The organism is Lactobacillus huangpiensis (genome assembly GCF_019972815.1).
In the GTDB taxonomy this organism is placed as follows: Bacteria; Bacillota; Bacilli; order Lactobacillales; family Lactobacillaceae; genus Lactobacillus; species Lactobacillus huangpiensis.
Genome location: NZ_BPPA01000001.1, coordinates 99,918 through 118,308, shown reverse-complemented (window position 1 = coordinate 118,308; position 18,391 = coordinate 99,918). Strand labels below are relative to the sequence as shown.

Genomic DNA, 18,391 nt, shown 5'->3' with positions numbered 1-18,391 from the left:
AATTACTTTATAACTTTTAGATAATAACAATAATCATATTTGTGATTACTTGATCATTACTACAAAATTTGTGTATTCTTTTGTGTGCATTATTTAAAGAAAAATATTTTTTACAACTTTTAAGTTTTTACTAAATTTATTTATGAATTTTAACATAGCGACCATTTTGCACATAAACACTCAAAATTGCCATGTCTGCCAGATTAACCCCCGAAATACGTTCGGCTTGGGCAATTGTTTCAGGTCTGATTTTCGCAAACTTTTCACGTGCTTCTGTTGCAAGGCCATCAATTGCACCGTAATCAATGTCAGCTGGAATTTTCTTTGCCTCCTGTTTGTGCAATTTATTGATCTGTTGTTGTTCCTTCTTAATATAGCCAGCATACTTAATGTTGATTTCAATTTGTTCTCTGACATAACGCTCATTTGAAATATGCATCCCCGTCAAGCGTTCAATATCCGCTACCCTAACTTTGGGTCTTCTCAAGAAAACATCTGCTTTAACACCGGCTTTGAGCTTCTCTTCTCCTATACTTGCAAGGTAGTCCTGTACTTCTTTAGTAGGATGAACCGTAATATTTTTAACTGCATTAGCTGCCTGAGCAATCTGTTCTTTCTTTGCCAAAAACTGGGAATAACGTTCTTCAGGTATTAAACCAAGCTGGTAGCCATAATCCGTCAACCGCAAATCAGCATTATCATGACGCAGAATCAAGCGATATTCCGCTCTTGAGGTCAATAAACGATAAGGCTCTTCTGTCCCCTTAGTTACTAAATCATCTATTAAAACGCCGATATAAGCTTCATCACGACCTAATGTAAATCCAGGCTGACCGGCAGCTCGCAAAGCGGCATTAATACCGGCAATTAGTCCTTGCCCCGCTGCTTCTTCATAGCCGGATGTACCATTCATTTGTCCAGCGGTGAATAAATTTTTGATATTTTTCGTTTCCAAGGTATGTTTTAACTGCCAGGGATCGATTACATCGTATTCTATAGCATAACCAGGCCGCATCAATTCCGCATCTTCAAGGCCAGCAACAGAATGCAACATCTTTAGCTGTATTTCTTCAGGCATTGAGGTTGAAAAATCACCAACATAAACTTCTTTAGTATTTTTTCCTTCCGGTTCCAGAAAAATCTGGTGACGAGGCTTGTCCGCAAAACGAACAACTTTGGTTTCAATTGACGGACAATAACGCGGTCCTACTCCCTTAATTTCTCCTGAAAACATCGGGGACCGGGTCAGATTTTGATTGATTATTTTATGTGTAGTTTTATTGGTGTATGTCATCCAGCAGGAAACCTGATTTTTGAGGTAGTCTTCATCTTTAGTTTCATAAGAAAAATGACGCGGAACTTTATCACCAGGTTCTTCTTCAGTTTTAGAGTAATCAATGGTGTTGCTGTTAACGCGTGGAGGCGTACCCGTTTTAAAACGGCGCAGTTTGAATCCTAATTTTTCCAGATTTTCTGATAATTTAATTGCTGGAATTGTATTGTTAGGTCCGGAAGAATAATTTAATTCACCAATAAAAATGCGGCCGCGAGCTGACGTACCAGTGGTTAGAACAACGCTTTTAGCGTGATATTTAGCCCCAGTATTAGTAATTAGGCCTTTGCAGACACCATCTTCGACAATCAGTTCATCAACTGTTGCTTGTCGCAAAGTCAAATTGGGCGTTTCTTCAATCACTTTTTTCATCTGTTCATGATATTGCCATTTATCGGCCTGTGCACGTAATGCTCTTACAGCTGGTCCTTTACCCGTATTTAACATGCGCATCTGAATGTAGGTAGCATCAATATTTTTACCCATTTGGCCACCTAAAGCATCAATTTCACGTACTACCGTACCCTTTGCAGGACCTCCTACTGATGGGTTGCAGGGCATGAATGCTACCATATCCAGACTAATTGTTAAAAGCAATGTCTTTTGGCCCATTCTGGCACTAGCTAAGGCTGCCTCACTGCCAGCGTGACCAGCCCCAACTACAATGACATCATAATCATTTGAGTCATAACTTTTAATCATTAACTTACACCTATTTTCCTAAACAAAATTGACTAAACAATTCATTAACTAATTCATCAGGACTACTTTCACCTGTAATCTGGCCTAAAGTATCCCAGGCACCGTTGAAATCTATTTGGGCAATATCTAAAGGTACTTCGTCTTTTAATGCCTGAACGACATCTTGAAGCTGCTTTTTGGCCTTTTCCAAAAGACCAACTTGCCTCTGGTTAGTTACCATAACTTGATCATTAGAATTCTCGATACCCTGGAAAAACAGTTCCTTAATTGCACCTTCTAACTGATCAAGATTTTGTTTCTGTAAGATTGAAATAGCGATTACTGGACTCTTGGTCAACTTTTTAACCTGAGCAGCAGAAACTTTTTGTCCCAAATCCGTTTTATTCAAAATGACAATACGCTTTTTCCCGCTAGTAGCATCAATTAAAGCATAATCTTCAGAGGATAATTCCTTACTTGAATCAAACAAGAGCAAAACTAAATCAGCTTTTGCCAGTGCTTTTTTAGACCGTTCAACCCCAATTTTTTCCACCTTATTATCAGTATGTCTGATACCTGCAGTATCAATTAATTTTAAGGGGACGCTTTCAACTGAAACATATTCTTCCAATGTGTCACGGGTCGTACCTGCAACATCGGTCACGATAGCCGTATCGCTTTGAGTCAGATAATTAAGCAAAGATGATTTTCCGACATTAGGCTGACCAATGATTGCAGTAGCCAGGCCGTTACGTAACGCCGTTCCTTCATTTGCCGTTTTAAGCAATTTGTCTATTTTAGCAATAACTGCCTGGGAAACACTCGTTATCTGCTTGGCTGTGACAGTATCTGCATCATATTCAGGATAATCAATATTAACTTCTACATTGGCTAGTGTATCTAAAATTTCCTGCCGCATTGCCCTGATTTTCTCAAGCAAACCACCCTGCAGCTGAGTTTCAGCCACTTGTCTGGCTTTATCAGTTTTAGCACGAACAATATCCATTACGCTTTCAGCTTGAGTTAAATCAATGCGGCCATTAACAAACGCCCTTTTAGTAAATTCACCAGGATCAGCCCTGCGCGCACCATTTTTTAATAATAGCTGCAAAATATGGTTAGTGACAACAATGCCGCCATGACAATTGATCTCAACAATGTCCTCACGGGTAAATGTTTTAGGTGCCAGCATCACAGACACCATAACTTCGTCAATGACTTGCCCGCTTATTGGATCAACTATATGACCATAGTGAATAGTGTGTGTTGGCACTTTAATTAAATTAGCACCCTTGAAAACCTTATTGGCAATTTTAACTGCTTCTTCACCAGACATGCGGACAATAGAGATTCCACCTTCACCAATTGGCGTTGAAATTGCTGCAATTGTATCAAACTCCGTTAAAGTTTGTGCCATGATTTTCTCCTTTTCAATAAAAAAAGCGCATTACTCCACCATGAATAATCACGATGGATAAAGCACTTTGACTACTTTATCTAAATCATTAATTTAGATTAACATTATTTTCTACGTTTTAATCGTTTATACGTTCTTCTTAGCTGCCGTTTTCGTTCGCGTTCCTGGCGTTCTTTTTCTTCCAGTTCACGCCGATACTTAATTGGGTTTTGCAGAATGAAAGTCTGAACTACCTGGAACAGGTTGGAAATTACCCAGTAAACTACAATAGCTGATTGGAAATATATACCCATTACACCAACCATAATTGACATACCATATGTCATAATTTTTGATGACCAAGTCTGTGATTCCTTTGGCATTGAAAGTTGACTAATGTATGTTGACGCAAATGTCAAAATCATTGATAAAATCGGCATAATAAAGTATGGGTCAGGCTTACCTAAATCCATCCACATAAAGTGACCGGTCATGAGCTGTGGAGTTTGAGCAATCGCTCCGTATAATGCAAGCATAACTGGCATCTGAATAATTAAAGGCAAACATCCGGCATAGGGATTAATCCCAGCTTCTTTATAGAGCTTATTTGTTTCCTGCGAAAGCAAAGTACGCGTCTCTGTATCGCTACCAGGATATTTCTTACGCAAAGCATCTATTTCCGGCTGAATTTTCTGCATCTTGGTAGTGCTCTTAATCTGAATTGCACTAAGTGGATACAAAATTAGCCGTACAATAATCGTAAAGATAATAATTGCCCAGCCATAATTATTGCCAATCAGCTTCGACAGCCACAATAAAAACGTGGACATGTAATAAATGACCCAGCGATCCCACCAGCTGCCACTTGTATGTGAAACTGGTTTTAGCTTGCCAGTTGATGCACAACCTGTTAAAACAACCGCTAATGCAACCACTGTCAGCAATACAAGTAGACGCTTGACATTCTTTTTAGTTAAAATGTCTTTCACTCTAATCTTCCTCAACTTTATTCGGTATCTCTTCAATTATATTGGCTAAAAAGAGTGCATGCAAGAGGTTCTTACGAACATCATCCCATCTAAAATTGCGTGCATACGGTCTAGCAATCACTAGAAAATCAATATGTGGCTTAATTAAAGGTTTATTTTCCGTAAGAACAGCACGAATATAACGTTTGAGGCGATTACGAACTACAGCAGTATGTCCGACTTTTTTACCAACAGAAATACCAACGCGAAAATGTTCATTTTCTGGTTTGTCTAGTTGATAAATAACAAAAGCCCGGTTTGCTATTGAATTACCTGATTTAAAAACTGTTTGAAAATCATTTTCTGTTTTTACGCGATAAGACTTTCTCAAAACGTTTCATTCCACTCTTATAAATTAAAAAAACCACTGGGATTTCAGTGGTTTAAGCAGATAAGACTTTTCTACCCTTTGCACGGCGTCTAGCCAAAACCTTACGGCCATTAGATGTACTCATCCGTTTCATAAAGCCATGAACTCTTGAACGGTGACGCTTTTTAGGTTGGTAAGTTCTTTTAGTTGTCATTAAACTACACCTCCAATTTTTTGTATGCAGACTGCACAATTTAATATCTAGAATACCATGATTAAAGTAAAAAACCAAGTAAAAAGACAAAAAACATCAGGATTAATTACCAATTTAGGAATAATTTGTGACTTGGCTTAAACTGACCCTGAAAAATTCTTCCAACTTTCTATAACAGATCAGTCTTAGTAATTTCAATTGATGGATAATGTCCAAGCGCTGGCAAATCGGTATCAAACGGACAACTATAAACCATGTAATAATCTCCTTCTGCTTGTTTGGCAGTCAGTTCCTCCAGCTTTTGCCTGGCCCGTTCAATACTCTGCGTAATATAAACCACACCAACAACACCCACTTTTTCTGCTTTATGTGCACTGATTTCAACACTGCCTTTTAGTATCACCTTTAAGTTGCCGTCATCTTTCAGTCCCAACTCAACATAATCTTGATAATTCATATTGGTACCTCACAATAAAGAAATATTTTTAGTTGCAAATAATTAGACTATTCAGCACTATTAATTGTATCAAATAAAAAGCATACTTATAATTTTACTCCTTCAATCGTAATGTTACTTTCTTTATAATCAAGTTTTACTATAATTTTGTTTTTCGTTTCACAAATTACTTCAAATAATAATTACTGTTTACAATAAAATCATGATATCGATTTTGAGATCACTTTAAAATAGCACCTTACGTTGCCGCAATAACATCATTTTAAGATCAATTTATTTTACACAATACTTCACATTCTTTACTATTTTTTAATCATTCTATTACTTATTGATGATAAAATTATCTTTGAAGGCAAGCGTTTTCCATAGCGCTTAAAACAATTTTTATATAAAAAAGGAGATTTTTATGATAAGTGGTGTTTTTAAAGGTGCTGCTCAAGGCTTTCACAGCTTATTAACCAGTAACGTTACATTAAAGGATGGTAAAATAATCAAAGTTGCTGTTGACGGTGTCCAGCCATATACGGTTGGATCCTATGCAATTCCAACAATGATTAACAGAATTGAAGAAGCTGGTAGTACCGATGTTGATGTTGTTACATCAGTTTCAGTAAGTACCTCAGCAGTTGTTAATGGTGTAAATAAAGCTTTAGAAGTTGCTCAAGGAAAATTAACCGCAGACGATGCCGTTAATCCTAAAGTAAAACCGAGTAAGAAGCCTAACTATCCGGTTTATGCCAAAGTAAACAATAACAAGTATATCGAATCTCAAGTGCAATTTGATGATACCTATGACGTGATTGTTGTTGGTTCAGGTATCTCCGGATTATCAGCTGCTATTGAAGCCAAAAAGCATGGTAATAGCGTAGTTATTTTTGAAAAAACAGGAATGGTCGGTGGAACCAGTAATTATTCCGCTGGTGTCATTCAAGGTTCTGGCGATAAATATCAAAAAGAGTTTACAGATTATCAAAATGACAATCCCGAACTACATGCTCAAGAGTTAATTCAAGCAGGTGAAGGCAGAGTAAATCCTCAGATGATAAAAGAACTAGCTGAAGATTCTGCTAATAATATTGAATGGCTGGCAACTTTAGGGATAAAGTGGACCTCCGTCTACGGTCACAGAGTTATTCCCTATGAAAACAAAGATTACTTTGCTCAAAGAATTCACGTTTATGAGCACGGTGGCGGTTTAGGCAGTGGCTGCGTAATGATTGATGCAGTAAGAAAAGAAGCTGAACGTCTGGGAATAAAGATTTTCTTTGATACTCCTGTAATTAATTTAGTAACCAATAGCTATACTGACAAATCAGTTGCTGGCGTAGTAACTAATTGCAAAGGCAAAACTAGTTATTATCGTGCTAATAAAGGAGTAGTCCTGGCTACTGCAGGTATTGACTATAATGAAAAATTAGCTAAAGAATTTGCTCCGCAACAATATCGTGATATTAAAAACCATGCCTTGACTAATTCTAAATATGATACCGGTGACGGCATTTTAATGGGATTAGCACTTAACGCTGCAACTGAAGGCTTAGGTGGCTCGATGGATGTTGATTTCAAGAGCAATGTAGGTGCAGCAGATAATCTGCCGACACCACCAATGTTTTATGTAAATGGCAACGGTAAACGTTACATCAACGAAGATACTACCTACGGTTATCTAACTCGTGCTACTTATCAGCAAGAATTAATTTGGAACAAGCCAACTTGGCAGATCTTCGATTCATCGACTTTCTCTGCTCCATTTACACCCTGGAAATCTGATGCAGACACAGAAAAAGACATTAATTCCGGTCAAATGTTTAAAGCAGACTCAATTGTAGAATTAGCTGCTAAAATCAACGTACCAGCTGAAAACTTAAAACAACAACTAGAAACCTGGAATGACAACGCTGTAAGTGGTGCAGATAAAGAGTTTGGTCGTAAAGAAGGCTTGCACGAACTACATGCTCCATTCTATGCCTACGCTCACAAGGATAGCAATTTTGGAGCAATTGGCGGCTTAAAAGTAACCACTAATTATGAAGTAGTTGATCATAATGACAAAAAGATTGCACATCTATATGCTATCGGCTGCAATTCTGGTGGTTGGAATGCAAATTATTACCCATCATCAGGCACAGCACTTGCAGAAGGAATGCATTCAGGACGCAAAGTTGGTAGAGTTCTATCCGGTTTGGTAGAAGATGTCAATGTAACGTCTGAGCAAATCGATGCAACAACTGGCTCGTCAGAATATTAAAAGATTAATTTTAGACAAATTGAAGAAGCGTTTTTACTGATTTTATTATAGTAGAAACGCTTTTTATTCATTTACAAGTTTTAATAGACTTACACATTTTCTTCATAATTATTCATAGAACTATATGCTGGTTCATGACAAAGCAAGTATAAGCTTTATATTATTAACAGAAAGAATTTTAAAAGTAACAATTGTTAATTGTATTAGCATTTATTACTTTTTATTTTATGTTAAGACAAGAAGTAATTTTCTAATTAGCCTTTGCTTTATTTGTTTAAAATAAAAGCTCTAAAATTGTCCACAAAATCAAAGTCACAGTATTTTGCACAACTTTATCCACAATCTACAACCTGTTTAAAAAGTTTTACACACCATGTGGATATTATGTTTCACACTTTGTTAAAAATACTGCTGTTATAGCAAAAGATTTCCACAATTGCTTATGTAAATAAGCAAAAAGTTTTTTAAATTTACTTAGTTTTTGTGTATTTTTCTGTAAATTATATCCACAGCTTGTTGATTCTGAATTCTTTTTGTGCACTTGTGGAAAACATTTTTATTAGATGGTAAAATAAGTTTTGCTTAACGTATGCGGAGGGAATTATTTTGTTTGACATTAATAAATTTTGGCATCATTTTAATAGCGAGATGCGTGAACATTTTAATGAAGTTGCTTATAACGCATGGTTTAAAAATACAAGACCAATTTCCTATAATAAGGAAACTCATGAACTAAAAATTGCCGTGCAAAATCCCGTAACCAAAGGGTATTGGGAAAAAAATTTGGCCTCACAACTGATTCAATCTGCCTACGGCTATGCCAATATTGAAGTCATGCCGGTTTTTCAAATTGAAGGTGACAACAGTACTGAGCGCCTTGTAACACCTAAGCCAAAAACAGACTCAATGTCAGAAAGTGCACGACCTCAAATGGAAAATGCATTTGTCCGTAATCTTAAGCTTAACGAAAAGTACACGTTCGACAATTTTGTTCAGGGTGAAGGCAATAAATTGGCTGCAGGTGCAGCCTTGGCAGTTGCTGACAGTCCGGGCAGTTTTTACAACCCTCTTTTTATTTTTGGTGGCGTAGGGCTTGGAAAGACGCACTTGATGCAAGCTATCGGACATCAAATGCTGACAGAGCGTCCCAATGCCAAAGTCGTTTATATTCAAAGCGAAACTTTTGTTAATGATTTTATAAACTCAATCAAAAACAAAACTCAAGATCAATTTCGTGCAAAATATCGCACTTGCGATTTGTTGCTTGTAGATGATATTCAGTTTTTCGCTAAAAAAGAGGGTATTCAAGAAGAATTTTTCCATACTTTTGAGACTCTCTACAATGATCAAAAGCAAATAGTCATGACGAGTGATCGCCTTCCTACTGAAATTCCTGACCTATCAGAAAGACTGGTATCTCGTTTTACCTGGGGTTTGCAAGTCGAAATTACCCCACCTGATTTGGAAACGCGCATCGCGATTTTACGTAAAAAAGCAGAGGCTGAGAATCTAATAATAGATGATAATACACTCGACTATATAGCTTCCCAAGTTGATACTAATATTCGTGAACTTGAAGGGGCTCTGGTAAAAGTTCAGGCACATGCCACAATTGAACATGAAGATATCAATGTTAATTTGGCTAGAGAAGCCTTGGCAGATCTCAAACTAGTTCAAAAGAATCAGGGACTGCAAATTTCTAAAATTCAAGAAGTTGTTGCTAACTATTTCCAGACCTCAACCTATGAATTGAAAGGAAAAAAGCGCGTTAGACAGATCGTTGTTCCCAGACAAATTGCAATGTATTTGTCACGCGAATTGACAGATTCCAGTCTTCCCAAAATCGGACAGGAATTCGGTGGCAAAGATCATACAACAGTGATGCATGCTTACGAAAAAATTAGTCGGGAAATTAAAACAAATGCTGATATCAAAACTGCAGTATTTGATTTAAAACAAATGCTTGATCGCTAAAAGTTATTAACTGTGGATAAGTAACGAACTTGTTCACATCTTCTTAACCGTAATAATTACGTTCTTTTAAGAACTGTGTAACTTTTCAACAGAAATCACAGGACCTACTAATACTACTAATTAAATATATAATTAAAATAAAGGAAACAGACAAAATAACAGGAGGCACCAAATGAAATTTACAGTAAACAGAAATCTTTTCTTAGACAATTTAAACAACGTAATGCATGCAATTTCTTCAAGAGCAACTATTCCTATTCTTAGTGGAATTAAAATTAATCTGACTGAAGATGAATTACTTCTAACAGGCAGTGACACTGATATTTCAATTGAGATTAAAATACCGGTAAGTGAAGACTTAACAGTTGCATCAACAGGTTCAATCGTTTTACCAGCTCGTTTTTTCAGTGAAATTATCAGACGGTTACCAGGAAAAGAATTTTCATTAGAAGTTAAAGAAAGTTTTCAAACACAAATTATTTCTGAAAACAGTGAATTTACTATCAATGGTTTAGATGCCAATAACTATCCAAGATTACCGGAAATTCCAGACGAGTCCTCTTTTGTTATTTCGGGGAAAACTTTTCGTGAAATAATCAATGAAACCCAATTTGCAGTTGCGACACAGGAAAGCCGTTTAGTGTTAACCGGAGTACACTTTACTTTTAGTCCAGACAAAATCCATGCTGTAGCAACAGACTCACACAGATTATCTAGTCGAGCATTGACTTTGGCAAATGGACCGCAAGCTAAAACGGATCTGATTATACCTGGAAAAAGTTTACTTGAATTAGCACGAATTATTGGTGAAACCGATCCGGAAATTAAAGTTTGTCCTGGTGAAAATCAAGTACTTTTTGAGATTGGCAACATTCTGTTTTATTCACGCTTACTTGAAGGTGGTTATCCTGATACTGAGCGCTTAATTCCGACTGACAGTACAACAACTGTAGAATTTGATTTAATGGAACTTTCGAGTGCATTAGACCGGGCAAGTCTGTTGACACATGCAGGACGCAATAATGTGGTCGATTTAACGCTAGATACCGAAAAACAAAGTGCAAAATTGTCCGGTGAGTCAGCAGAAATTGGTAATGTGGAAGAAGACGTTAGTTTTAAGAAACTTGAAGGTAACAATCTAAAGATTTCGTTCAACCCGGATTACCTGCGAGACGCACTAAAAGCTTCAGTAACAGATTCTGTCATTATGGATTTCACGCAGCCATTGCGTCCGTTTACTGTCAATCCAGATAAAACTGATATTGATTTTGTTCAATTAATTACACCAGTTAGAACATTTTAATCATTGTCAAAACCACAAAAGCTAAAAAGTCATCAAATGATGACTTTTTTTGTAGTCAAATTTTTGTAATCGACCGAAAAAGCTTGCTGGCTTATTTTTAATGTCGATCACTATGAATTGTTTATTTTGGAAAAATCCGTTTATATGGCTTTATATGGGCTTTTAGTTGTTTTTTGTTTGTGAAACGAATATACTTATTATAGGTATTTAAAGTGGCGAAGGTGGTTATGATCAAAGAAATAAAGTTAACGAGTGAATATATTACTCTGGGTCAATTTTTAAAAAAAGAAAGTATCATTTCTTCTGGTGGTCAGGCTAAGTGGTATTTGCAGGATAATCCAGTTTTATTAAACGGAATTAAGGAAAATCGCCGGGGTAAGAAGTTGCGTTCTGGCGATAAGCTTGAAATTAATCAAGAAACTTACGAATTGCGGTAGCATTAATGTATCTCAAGCATTTTATTGCCCAAAATTACCGCAATTTACAGCAATTTGAGGTTGATTTTGATCCTAATGTGAATATTTTTATAGGACAAAATGCTCAAGGCAAAACTAATCTGCTTGAAGCAATTTATTTTTTGGCTTTAACTCGGTCTCATCGAACTAGTAATGACAAAGAACTGATTGCTTTTGGCAAAGATTATGCCAATGTTTCCGGGCACATTTACAAAAGTCAAGTTGATTTGTCCTTGCGGGTTTTAATTACTACCAAGGGCAAAAAAGTTTGGGTTAATCGAGTTGAACAAGCAAAATTATCTAAATATGTTGGCGAGCTGAATGCTATTTTGTTTTCTCCGGAAGATTTAGACCTGATTAAAGGTGCTCCTAATTTAAGACGTCGGTTTATGGATCAAGAGTTTGGTCAAATTAGTGCAGAATACCTTTATTTTGCGGGGAAGTATAAACAGGTTTTGCAGCAAAAAAACAATTACTTGAAGCAACTGGCTAAAGGTGATACGCATGATACCCTGTTTTTAGAGGTTTTATCTGATCAATTAGCTGGAGTTGCTGCAGAAGTAATTGTTCGCCGTTTTCAATTTTTAAACTACCTAGACCAATATGCTAGAGATGCATATGCGCATATTAGTACCAGTGCAGAGAAATTGGAGGTAACTTATCGACCATCAGTAAAGGAAATTTCTGCAAAAGACAGTGTCGAAGAAGTTTACCATAAAGTATTAAATAATTTTCAGAAAAATAAAAAGGTTGAAATCCTCAAAGGTACGACATTAAGTGGACCTCACAGGGATGACATTGAATTTGAGCTTGATGGAAAAGATGCACATTTGTATGGTTCCCAAGGACAACAAAGAACTATAGCACTTAGCATCAAACTAGCAGAAATACAACTTGTGCACCAAATAACTGACGAATATCCATTATTATTGCTTGATGATGTAATGAGCGAGCTTGATCATAACCGTCAAAGTGCTCTACTTAACTACATCCACGGCAAAACACAAACATTTATTACGACAACAGATCTTGAGGGTATTTCCTGGGAAATAATTAAAAAGCCGAAAATATACCGCATAAAATCTGGACAAATTTATTTAGAAGAGGGGAAATTGCATGGCAGATAATAACAAAGAAAATCTTAATCAAATTAAGCAATATGAAAAAGAAGCCGATAAATATAATGCCAGTCAGATTCAAGTCTTAGGCGGACTTGAAGCAGTTCGTAAACGTCCAGGAATGTATATTGGCTCAACCAGTTCTCAGGGATTACACCATTTAGTATGGGAAATAATAGATAATGGTATTGATGAAAGCTTAGCAGGCTTTGCCAGCAAGATTGAAGTTACTATCAATGAGGATGGCAGTGTTACCGTTCAAGATGATGGGCGTGGAATTCCGGTAGATATTCAAAAGAAAACCGGTCGTCCGGCACTTGAAACGGTTTTTACTGTCCTGCATGCAGGCGGTAAATTTGGCGGTGGCGGCTACAAAGTATCCGGTGGCTTGCACGGAGTTGGTGCGTCTGTCGTTAACGCTTTGTCAACCAAACTAGACGTTACAACAATGCGTGATGGTAAAAAGTATTTTATCGACTTTAGGCGTGGTCGCGTAGTTGATGAAATGAAAATGATTGGAACCGTGCCCTTATCTGAACATGGAACAATAGTACACTTTTTCCCAGATCCTGATATTTTTACTGAAACTACTTCTTTTGATGATAAAATTCTCAAAAACCGAATTCGTGAATTGGCTTTTTTAAACAAAGGCTTGAAATTAACCTTTACCGATAAAAGAAAAGATAGTGCAGAAACCGATGTTTACCACTATGAAGGTGGTATTCAGGAATATGTGTCATTCTTAAACCGTGACACAGAAGTATTATTCGATGAACCAATTTACGTAGAAGGTAACGACAACGATATTAACGTTGAAGTATCTTTGCAATATACAAAAGGTTATAAAACAACGTTAATGACCTTTGCCAATAATATTCATACTTATGAAGGTGGAATGCATGAGGCTGGATTTAAGACAGCTTTAACGCGCGTAGTTAATGATTATGCCCATAAAACCAAATTGTTAAAAGACAGTGATGATAATCTTTCAGGAGAAGATATTCGGGAAGGAATGACCGCTGTAGTTTCTGTCAAACATCCTAACCCTCAATTTGAAGGCCAGACTAAAACTAAATTAGGCAATTCAGACGCTCGAACAGCCGTTGATCATGCTTTTTCTGAAACTTTCAACCGTTTCTTAATGGAAAATCCTCAGGTTGGTCGCAAAATTGTTGAAAAGGCTCAGTTAGCTGAACGTGCTCGGTCAGCTGCTAAACGCGCTCGTGAGGTTACACGTAAAAAATCAGGACTAGAAATTGCCAATCTGCCTGGTAAGTTGGCTGACAACACCAGTAATGATCCTAGCATTTCTGAATTATTCATAGTTGAGGGTAATTCTGCCGGCGGTTCTGCTAAACAAGGACGTTCAAGATTAACTCAGGCAATTTTGCCGATCCGTGGTAAAATTCTGAACGTTGAAAAAGCTTCAATGGATCGTATTTTGGCTAACCAAGAAATTCGTTCACTTTTTACAGCTTTAGGTACCGGTTTTGGTGCAGACTTTGATGTTTCTAAGGCTCGTTATCATAAGTTAATCATTATGACAGATGCTGATGTCGATGGGGCTCATATTCGGACCTTGCTCTTAACCCTCTTTTATAATTACATGCGTCCGATGATTGAAAAAGGCTACGTTTATATTGCACGTCCGCCTCTATATCAAGTGCGCCAAGGCAAAGTGGTCAGATACTTAGATACCGATGAAGAATTGCATGACTATTTAGGTAGTTTACAACCAAGTCCTAAGCCGCTGGTACAGCGCTATAAGGGACTAGGTGAAATGGATCCGGAACAGCTATGGGATACAACCATGAATCCTGAAAATAGAAGACTCGACCGTGTAAGTCCGGAATACGCTAAAAATGCCGATGAAGTATTTGAATTGCTTATGGGCAATGAAGTAGGACCGCGGCGCAATTTTATTGAAACTAACGCTAAATACGTTGAAAACTTGGATGCATAGGAGGTTTAAATGGATAACGACAATCAAGGTCAGGATCACAGAATAAGAAACGTTGATTTGACCAGCGTAATGAATAGTTCATTCCTGGATTATGCCATGTCCGTTATCGTAGCACGGGCTTTACCCGATGTACGCGATGGCTTGAAGCCGGTTCAACGCCGGATTCTATATGGCATGAGTGAACTAGGAGTTACACCAGATAAACCATACAAAAAATCAGCCAGAATCGTTGGGGAAGTTATGGGTAAGTTTCACCCTCACGGTGATTCCTCAATTTATTTAGCAATGGCTCATATGGCACAAGATTTCAGCTACCGCTATATGCTTGTCGATGGTCACGGAAACTTTGGTTCAGTTGATGGTGATGAACCAGCCGCAATGCGTTATACTGAGGCGCGCATGAGCAAAATTGCAGTTGAAATGCTGCGGGATATCAATAAAAACACTGTTAATTGGCAACGTAATTATGATGATTCTGAAAATGAACCAGTAGTTTTGCCGGCTAGAATACCAAACTTATTAGTTAACGGTACTAGTGGTATTGCGGTTGGTATGACTACCAACATTCCGCCGCACAATTTATCAGAAGTGATTAAGGGCCTGCACATGCTAATGAACAATCCTGATGTCACTACTAAAGAACTAATGAAGGCAATCCCGGGTCCAGATTTTCCTACAGGTGGTACTATCATGGGTCGCGGTGGCATTTATCGCGCCTATGAAACTGGTCGAGGCAATATCGTTGTTCGTGCTAATACTAATATTGAAACTGAAAAAAGTGGCCGTGAAAGAATAGTTGTCACTGAAATACCCTACTTGGTCAATAAAGCAGAACTGGTTAAGAAAATTGCTGATTTAGCACGTGCTAAAACAATTGATGGTATTACCGGTGTGCGTGATGAATCAGATCAAACGGGGATGAGAATTACTATTGATATCCGCCGTGATGCCAGTGCCAGTGTGGTTTTAAATAACTTGTTTAAGCTGACACAAATGCAGGCTAATTTTGGCATGAATATGGTAGCAATTGTCGATGGTGCACCACACTTTCTCAGCCTCAAGCAAATGTTGCAATATTACTTGGAACACCAAGAAGATGTTGTTACTCGCAGAACTAAATTTGAGTTGGAAAAGGCTGAAGCTCGGGCTCATATTCTTGAAGGTCTGCAGATTGCTCTTGATCATATTGACGAAATTGTTCATATAATTCGTCAGAGTCAATCAAGTGATATTGCAAAAGCTGCTTTAATCAGTCGTTTTGGTCTTGATGACAAGCAGTCACAAGCTATTTTAGACATGAGACTGGTACGGTTAACTGGTCTTGAGCGTGACAAGGTTGAGGCTGAATACAAAGAACTACAAGCCAAGATTGCTGATTATAAAGATATTTTGGCAAAACCAGAGCGAATTAATGAGATCATTTATAATGAATTGTTAGATATTCAAAAGCGCTTTGGTGATGATCGGCGGACTAAAATTGGTGCCAGTGAAGTTGTTTCAATTGAAGATGAAGATTTAATTGAAAAACAAGATGTTTTACTAACTTTAACCCATAGTGGCTACATTAAGCGGATGCCAATTACTGAATTCAAGACCCAAAATCGTGGCGGCAAAGGTATTAAAGGCATGGGCGTTAAAGATGGCGACTTCATTGCCAATCTAATTTACTCAAGCACGCATGATACGTTGCTGTTCTTTACCAACAAGGGCAAAGTTTATTCTAAGAAAGCCTATGAAATTCCAGAATTTGGCCGTACTGCCAAAGGATTGCCAATAGTCAACTTGTTGCAACTGGAAAAGGGTGAAAAGATCCAGACAATCGTCAATATTCCTGAAGATGCCGATGACCAGTACCTGTTCTTTATTACGAAGATGGGAACGGTCAAACGTACACATGTCAGTGAATTCGGCAATATTCGCAATAGCGGCCTAATTGCATTGACATTGCGCGATGGCGACGAGTTGAATAACGTTTTGGCTACAGATGGCAGTCAGGATATTTTAATCGGCACTCACTTAGGTTATGCAGTACGCTTTAATGAAAAAACTGTTAGATCTATGGGTCGAACTGCTGCCGGTGTTCGCGGAATTAATTTGCGTGAAAATGATTATGTTGTTGGTTCTGGGGTCGTTAAGAATAGTGATGAAGTTTTGGTCATTTCTGAAAAAGGCTATGGCAAGAGAACAGCGGCTTCTGAATATCCAACAAAGGGTCGTGGCGGTAAAGGTATTAAAACCGCAAACATTACTGAGAAAAATGGTCCATTATCAGGAGTAACAGTGATTGATGGCAGTCAGGATATTATGGTTATCACTGATGATGGCATCATGATTCGCTTCAAGACAAATGACGTCTCTCAAACAGGTCGCAGCACTCTCGGTGTACGCTTGATTAAAGTTAATGACAACAATAAAGTTGCCAGTCTTGCAATTGTTCCTGCTGAAGAAGACCAGGAAGTAGCAGCTTCAGAAGAAACTGACGAAGAGCAAGATTAATTACTAAATCAAAACTTTTAAAAATTATCAGATTATTTTACGTACTTACTAGTAAGAAATAAAAATTTCTTATTGGATCACGTGAAGATAGTTTGGTAATTTTTTGTTTATGTGCTAGAATTAGAGATTGCGAGTAATAAAATTACTCCTTGTTCTTGATTTTTAGCAAGAACCATTTAGTCCAGAAGGAGGTGCACTAGTATGACAACTACTAAGTACGAAATAACTTATATTATCAAGCCTGACATTGATGAAGAATCAAAAAAGGCATTAGTTGAAAACTATGATAAGGTTATTACCGATAACGATGGTACGATGGTTGAGTCAAAAGACTGGGAAAAGCGTCATTTCGCATATGAAATTAATAAATATCGTGAGGGATTATATCACGTTATGACTTTCACTGCTGATAATGCTGACGCAGTTAACGAATTTGACCGTTTGTCCAAGATTGATACTGCTGTTTTACGTTCAATGACCGTTAAAGTTGGATAAATAATAACAAAAACTTTATCGTTTTCGTGATTTAGGAAAGGAAGGACCTAAAGTATGATTAATCGAGTTGTACTTGTTGGCCGTTTAACACGTGATCCTGAATTGCGTACTACTGGGAGCGGAATCTCGGTTGCTACGTTTACTCTTGCTGTAGATCGTCAATATACAAACGCACAAGGCGAGAGAGGTGCAGATTTTATCAGTTGTGTCATTTGGCGCAAAGCTGCGGAAAATTTCTGTAATTTTACGTCTAAAGGTTCACTTGTTGGTATTGATGGCCGAATTCAAACCAGAAGTTACGATAATAAAGATGGGCAAAGAGTATATGTAACAGAAGTTGTCGTTGACAACTTTGCATTGCTTGAATCACGTAAAGATCGTGAAGCCCGTGGTCAAAATGGTGGTTATACACCAAATAATAATGGCAATTTTGGTAATCAGAATACTAATAATACCCCTAACATGGGAGCATCTAACCAGAATAACTCCGCTAATAATGGACCAGACGATACTCAGGATCCATTTGCAGGTTCAGGTGATACCATTGATATTTCTGATGATGATTTACCATTCTAAATTAACAGAAAGGACCTAGGATATGGCTCAACAAAGAAGAAGCGGCGGCGCTCATCGTCGTCGTAAGGTTGACTACATTGCTGCCAACCATATTGATTACGTTGACTACAAGGACGTTGATTTGTTGAAACGTTTTATCTCTGAAAGAGGTAAAATCTTACCACGTCGTGTCACTGGCACTAGCGCTAAGAATCAACGTAAGGTAGCTAAGGCAATTGAAAGAGCTCGCATTATGGGCTTGTTGCCATTTGTTACTGAAGACTAGTAACTAAATAAAAAATAGCTTTGCACTAATATTGGTTGTAAAGTGAAAAAGATAAAAGCATCAAGCTGATAATGGCTTG

The 18,391-nt window shown here is 37.5% G+C and carries 16 protein-coding genes; 10 read left to right on the top strand and 6 right to left on the bottom strand.

Features of this window, described 5'->3' with window-relative positions:
* Nucleotides 1-136 precede the first annotated feature (136 nt).
* The 6 genes from mnmG to LDM90_RS00545 all read right to left on the bottom strand — a co-directional run bounded on the left by mnmG (nt 137) and on the right by LDM90_RS00545 (nt 5,419).
* Nucleotides 137-2,035, bottom strand: a complete 1,899-nt coding sequence (gene mnmG / locus LDM90_RS00570) for a tRNA uridine-5-carboxymethylaminomethyl(34) synthesis enzyme MnmG (RefSeq protein ID WP_223896173.1) — start codon at nt 2,033-2,035, stop codon at nt 137-139.
* Nucleotides 2,036-2,045: 10 nt separating this feature from the next.
* Nucleotides 2,046-3,431: a tRNA uridine-5-carboxymethylaminomethyl(34) synthesis GTPase MnmE gene (mnmE, locus tag LDM90_RS00565; RefSeq protein WP_223898632.1), complete on the bottom strand. Its 1,386-nt coding sequence runs from the start codon at nt 3,429-3,431 to the stop codon at nt 2,046-2,048.
* Between the two features lie 104 nt (nt 3,432-3,535).
* Entirely contained in the window at nt 3,536-4,399 is an 864-nt protein-coding gene (locus LDM90_RS00560) for a membrane protein insertase YidC (RefSeq protein WP_223896171.1), read from the bottom strand.
* 1 nt (nt 4,400) lies between these two features.
* On the bottom strand, nt 4,401-4,769 hold the full coding sequence (gene rnpA, locus LDM90_RS00555) for a ribonuclease P protein component (protein ID WP_223896170.1): 369 nt from the start codon (nt 4,767-4,769) through the stop codon (nt 4,401-4,403).
* A 52-nt stretch (nt 4,770-4,821) separates the two neighbouring features.
* Nucleotides 4,822-4,962, bottom strand: coding sequence for a 50S ribosomal protein L34 (gene rpmH, locus LDM90_RS00550; protein ID WP_003549412.1), 141 nt, complete (start codon nt 4,960-4,962; stop codon nt 4,822-4,824).
* A gap of 169 nt (nt 4,963-5,131) precedes the next feature.
* Nucleotides 5,132-5,419: a hypothetical protein gene (locus LDM90_RS00545; protein WP_198212770.1), complete on the bottom strand. Its 288-nt coding sequence runs from the start codon at nt 5,417-5,419 to the stop codon at nt 5,132-5,134.
* 406 nt (nt 5,420-5,825) lie between these two features.
* Between LDM90_RS00545 and LDM90_RS00540 the strand changes: the two genes are divergently transcribed.
* The 10 genes from LDM90_RS00540 (at nt 5,826) to rpsR (ending at nt 18,312) form a co-directional block, all read left to right on the top strand.
* Nucleotides 5,826-7,667 (top strand): FAD-dependent oxidoreductase, encoded by a 1,842-nt coding sequence (locus LDM90_RS00540; protein ID WP_223896169.1) that lies wholly within the window; start codon nt 5,826-5,828, stop codon nt 7,665-7,667.
* A gap of 606 nt (nt 7,668-8,273) precedes the next feature.
* Nucleotides 8,274-9,641, top strand: coding sequence for a chromosomal replication initiator protein DnaA (gene dnaA, locus LDM90_RS00535; RefSeq protein WP_223896168.1), 1,368 nt, complete (start codon nt 8,274-8,276; stop codon nt 9,639-9,641).
* Nucleotides 9,642-9,813: 172 nt separating this feature from the next.
* Nucleotides 9,814-10,944 carry a DNA polymerase III subunit beta gene (dnaN, locus tag LDM90_RS00530; RefSeq protein WP_223896167.1) on the top strand — a complete coding sequence of 377 codons (1,131 nt, stop codon included), beginning with the start codon at nt 9,814-9,816 and terminating at the stop codon, nt 10,942-10,944.
* Nucleotides 10,945-11,171: 227 nt separating this feature from the next.
* The gene (gene yaaA, locus LDM90_RS00525; protein WP_052060258.1) at nt 11,172-11,381 is read left to right on the top strand and encodes a S4 domain-containing protein YaaA; all 210 of its coding nucleotides are present in this window, start codon (nt 11,172-11,174) and stop codon (nt 11,379-11,381) included.
* A gap of 5 nt (nt 11,382-11,386) precedes the next feature.
* On the top strand, nt 11,387-12,526 hold the full coding sequence (recF, locus tag LDM90_RS00520) for a DNA replication/repair protein RecF (protein ID WP_223896166.1): 1,140 nt from the start codon (nt 11,387-11,389) through the stop codon (nt 12,524-12,526).
* The gene (gene gyrB, locus LDM90_RS00515) at nt 12,516-14,480 is read left to right on the top strand and encodes a DNA topoisomerase (ATP-hydrolyzing) subunit B (RefSeq protein ID WP_223896165.1); all 1,965 of its coding nucleotides are present in this window, start codon (nt 12,516-12,518) and stop codon (nt 14,478-14,480) included. Before recF ends, gyrB begins: the two co-directional genes overlap by 11 nt.
* Before the next feature lie 9 nt (nt 14,481-14,489).
* Nucleotides 14,490-16,976 carry a DNA gyrase subunit A gene (gyrA, locus tag LDM90_RS00510; protein WP_034978625.1) on the top strand — a complete coding sequence of 829 codons (2,487 nt, stop codon included), beginning with the start codon at nt 14,490-14,492 and terminating at the stop codon, nt 16,974-16,976.
* 201 nt (nt 16,977-17,177) lie between these two features.
* Entirely contained in the window at nt 17,178-17,471 is a 294-nt protein-coding gene (gene rpsF, locus LDM90_RS00505) for a 30S ribosomal protein S6 (protein WP_223896164.1), read from the top strand.
* Nucleotides 17,472-17,525: 54 nt separating this feature from the next.
* Nucleotides 17,526-18,047, top strand: a complete 522-nt coding sequence (ssb, locus tag LDM90_RS00500; RefSeq protein WP_045927255.1) for a single-stranded DNA-binding protein — start codon at nt 17,526-17,528, stop codon at nt 18,045-18,047.
* A 22-nt stretch (nt 18,048-18,069) separates the two neighbouring features.
* Entirely contained in the window at nt 18,070-18,312 is a 243-nt protein-coding gene (rpsR, locus tag LDM90_RS00495; protein WP_034978630.1) for a 30S ribosomal protein S18, read from the top strand.
* The last annotated feature ends 79 nt before the right edge of the window (nt 18,313-18,391 follow it).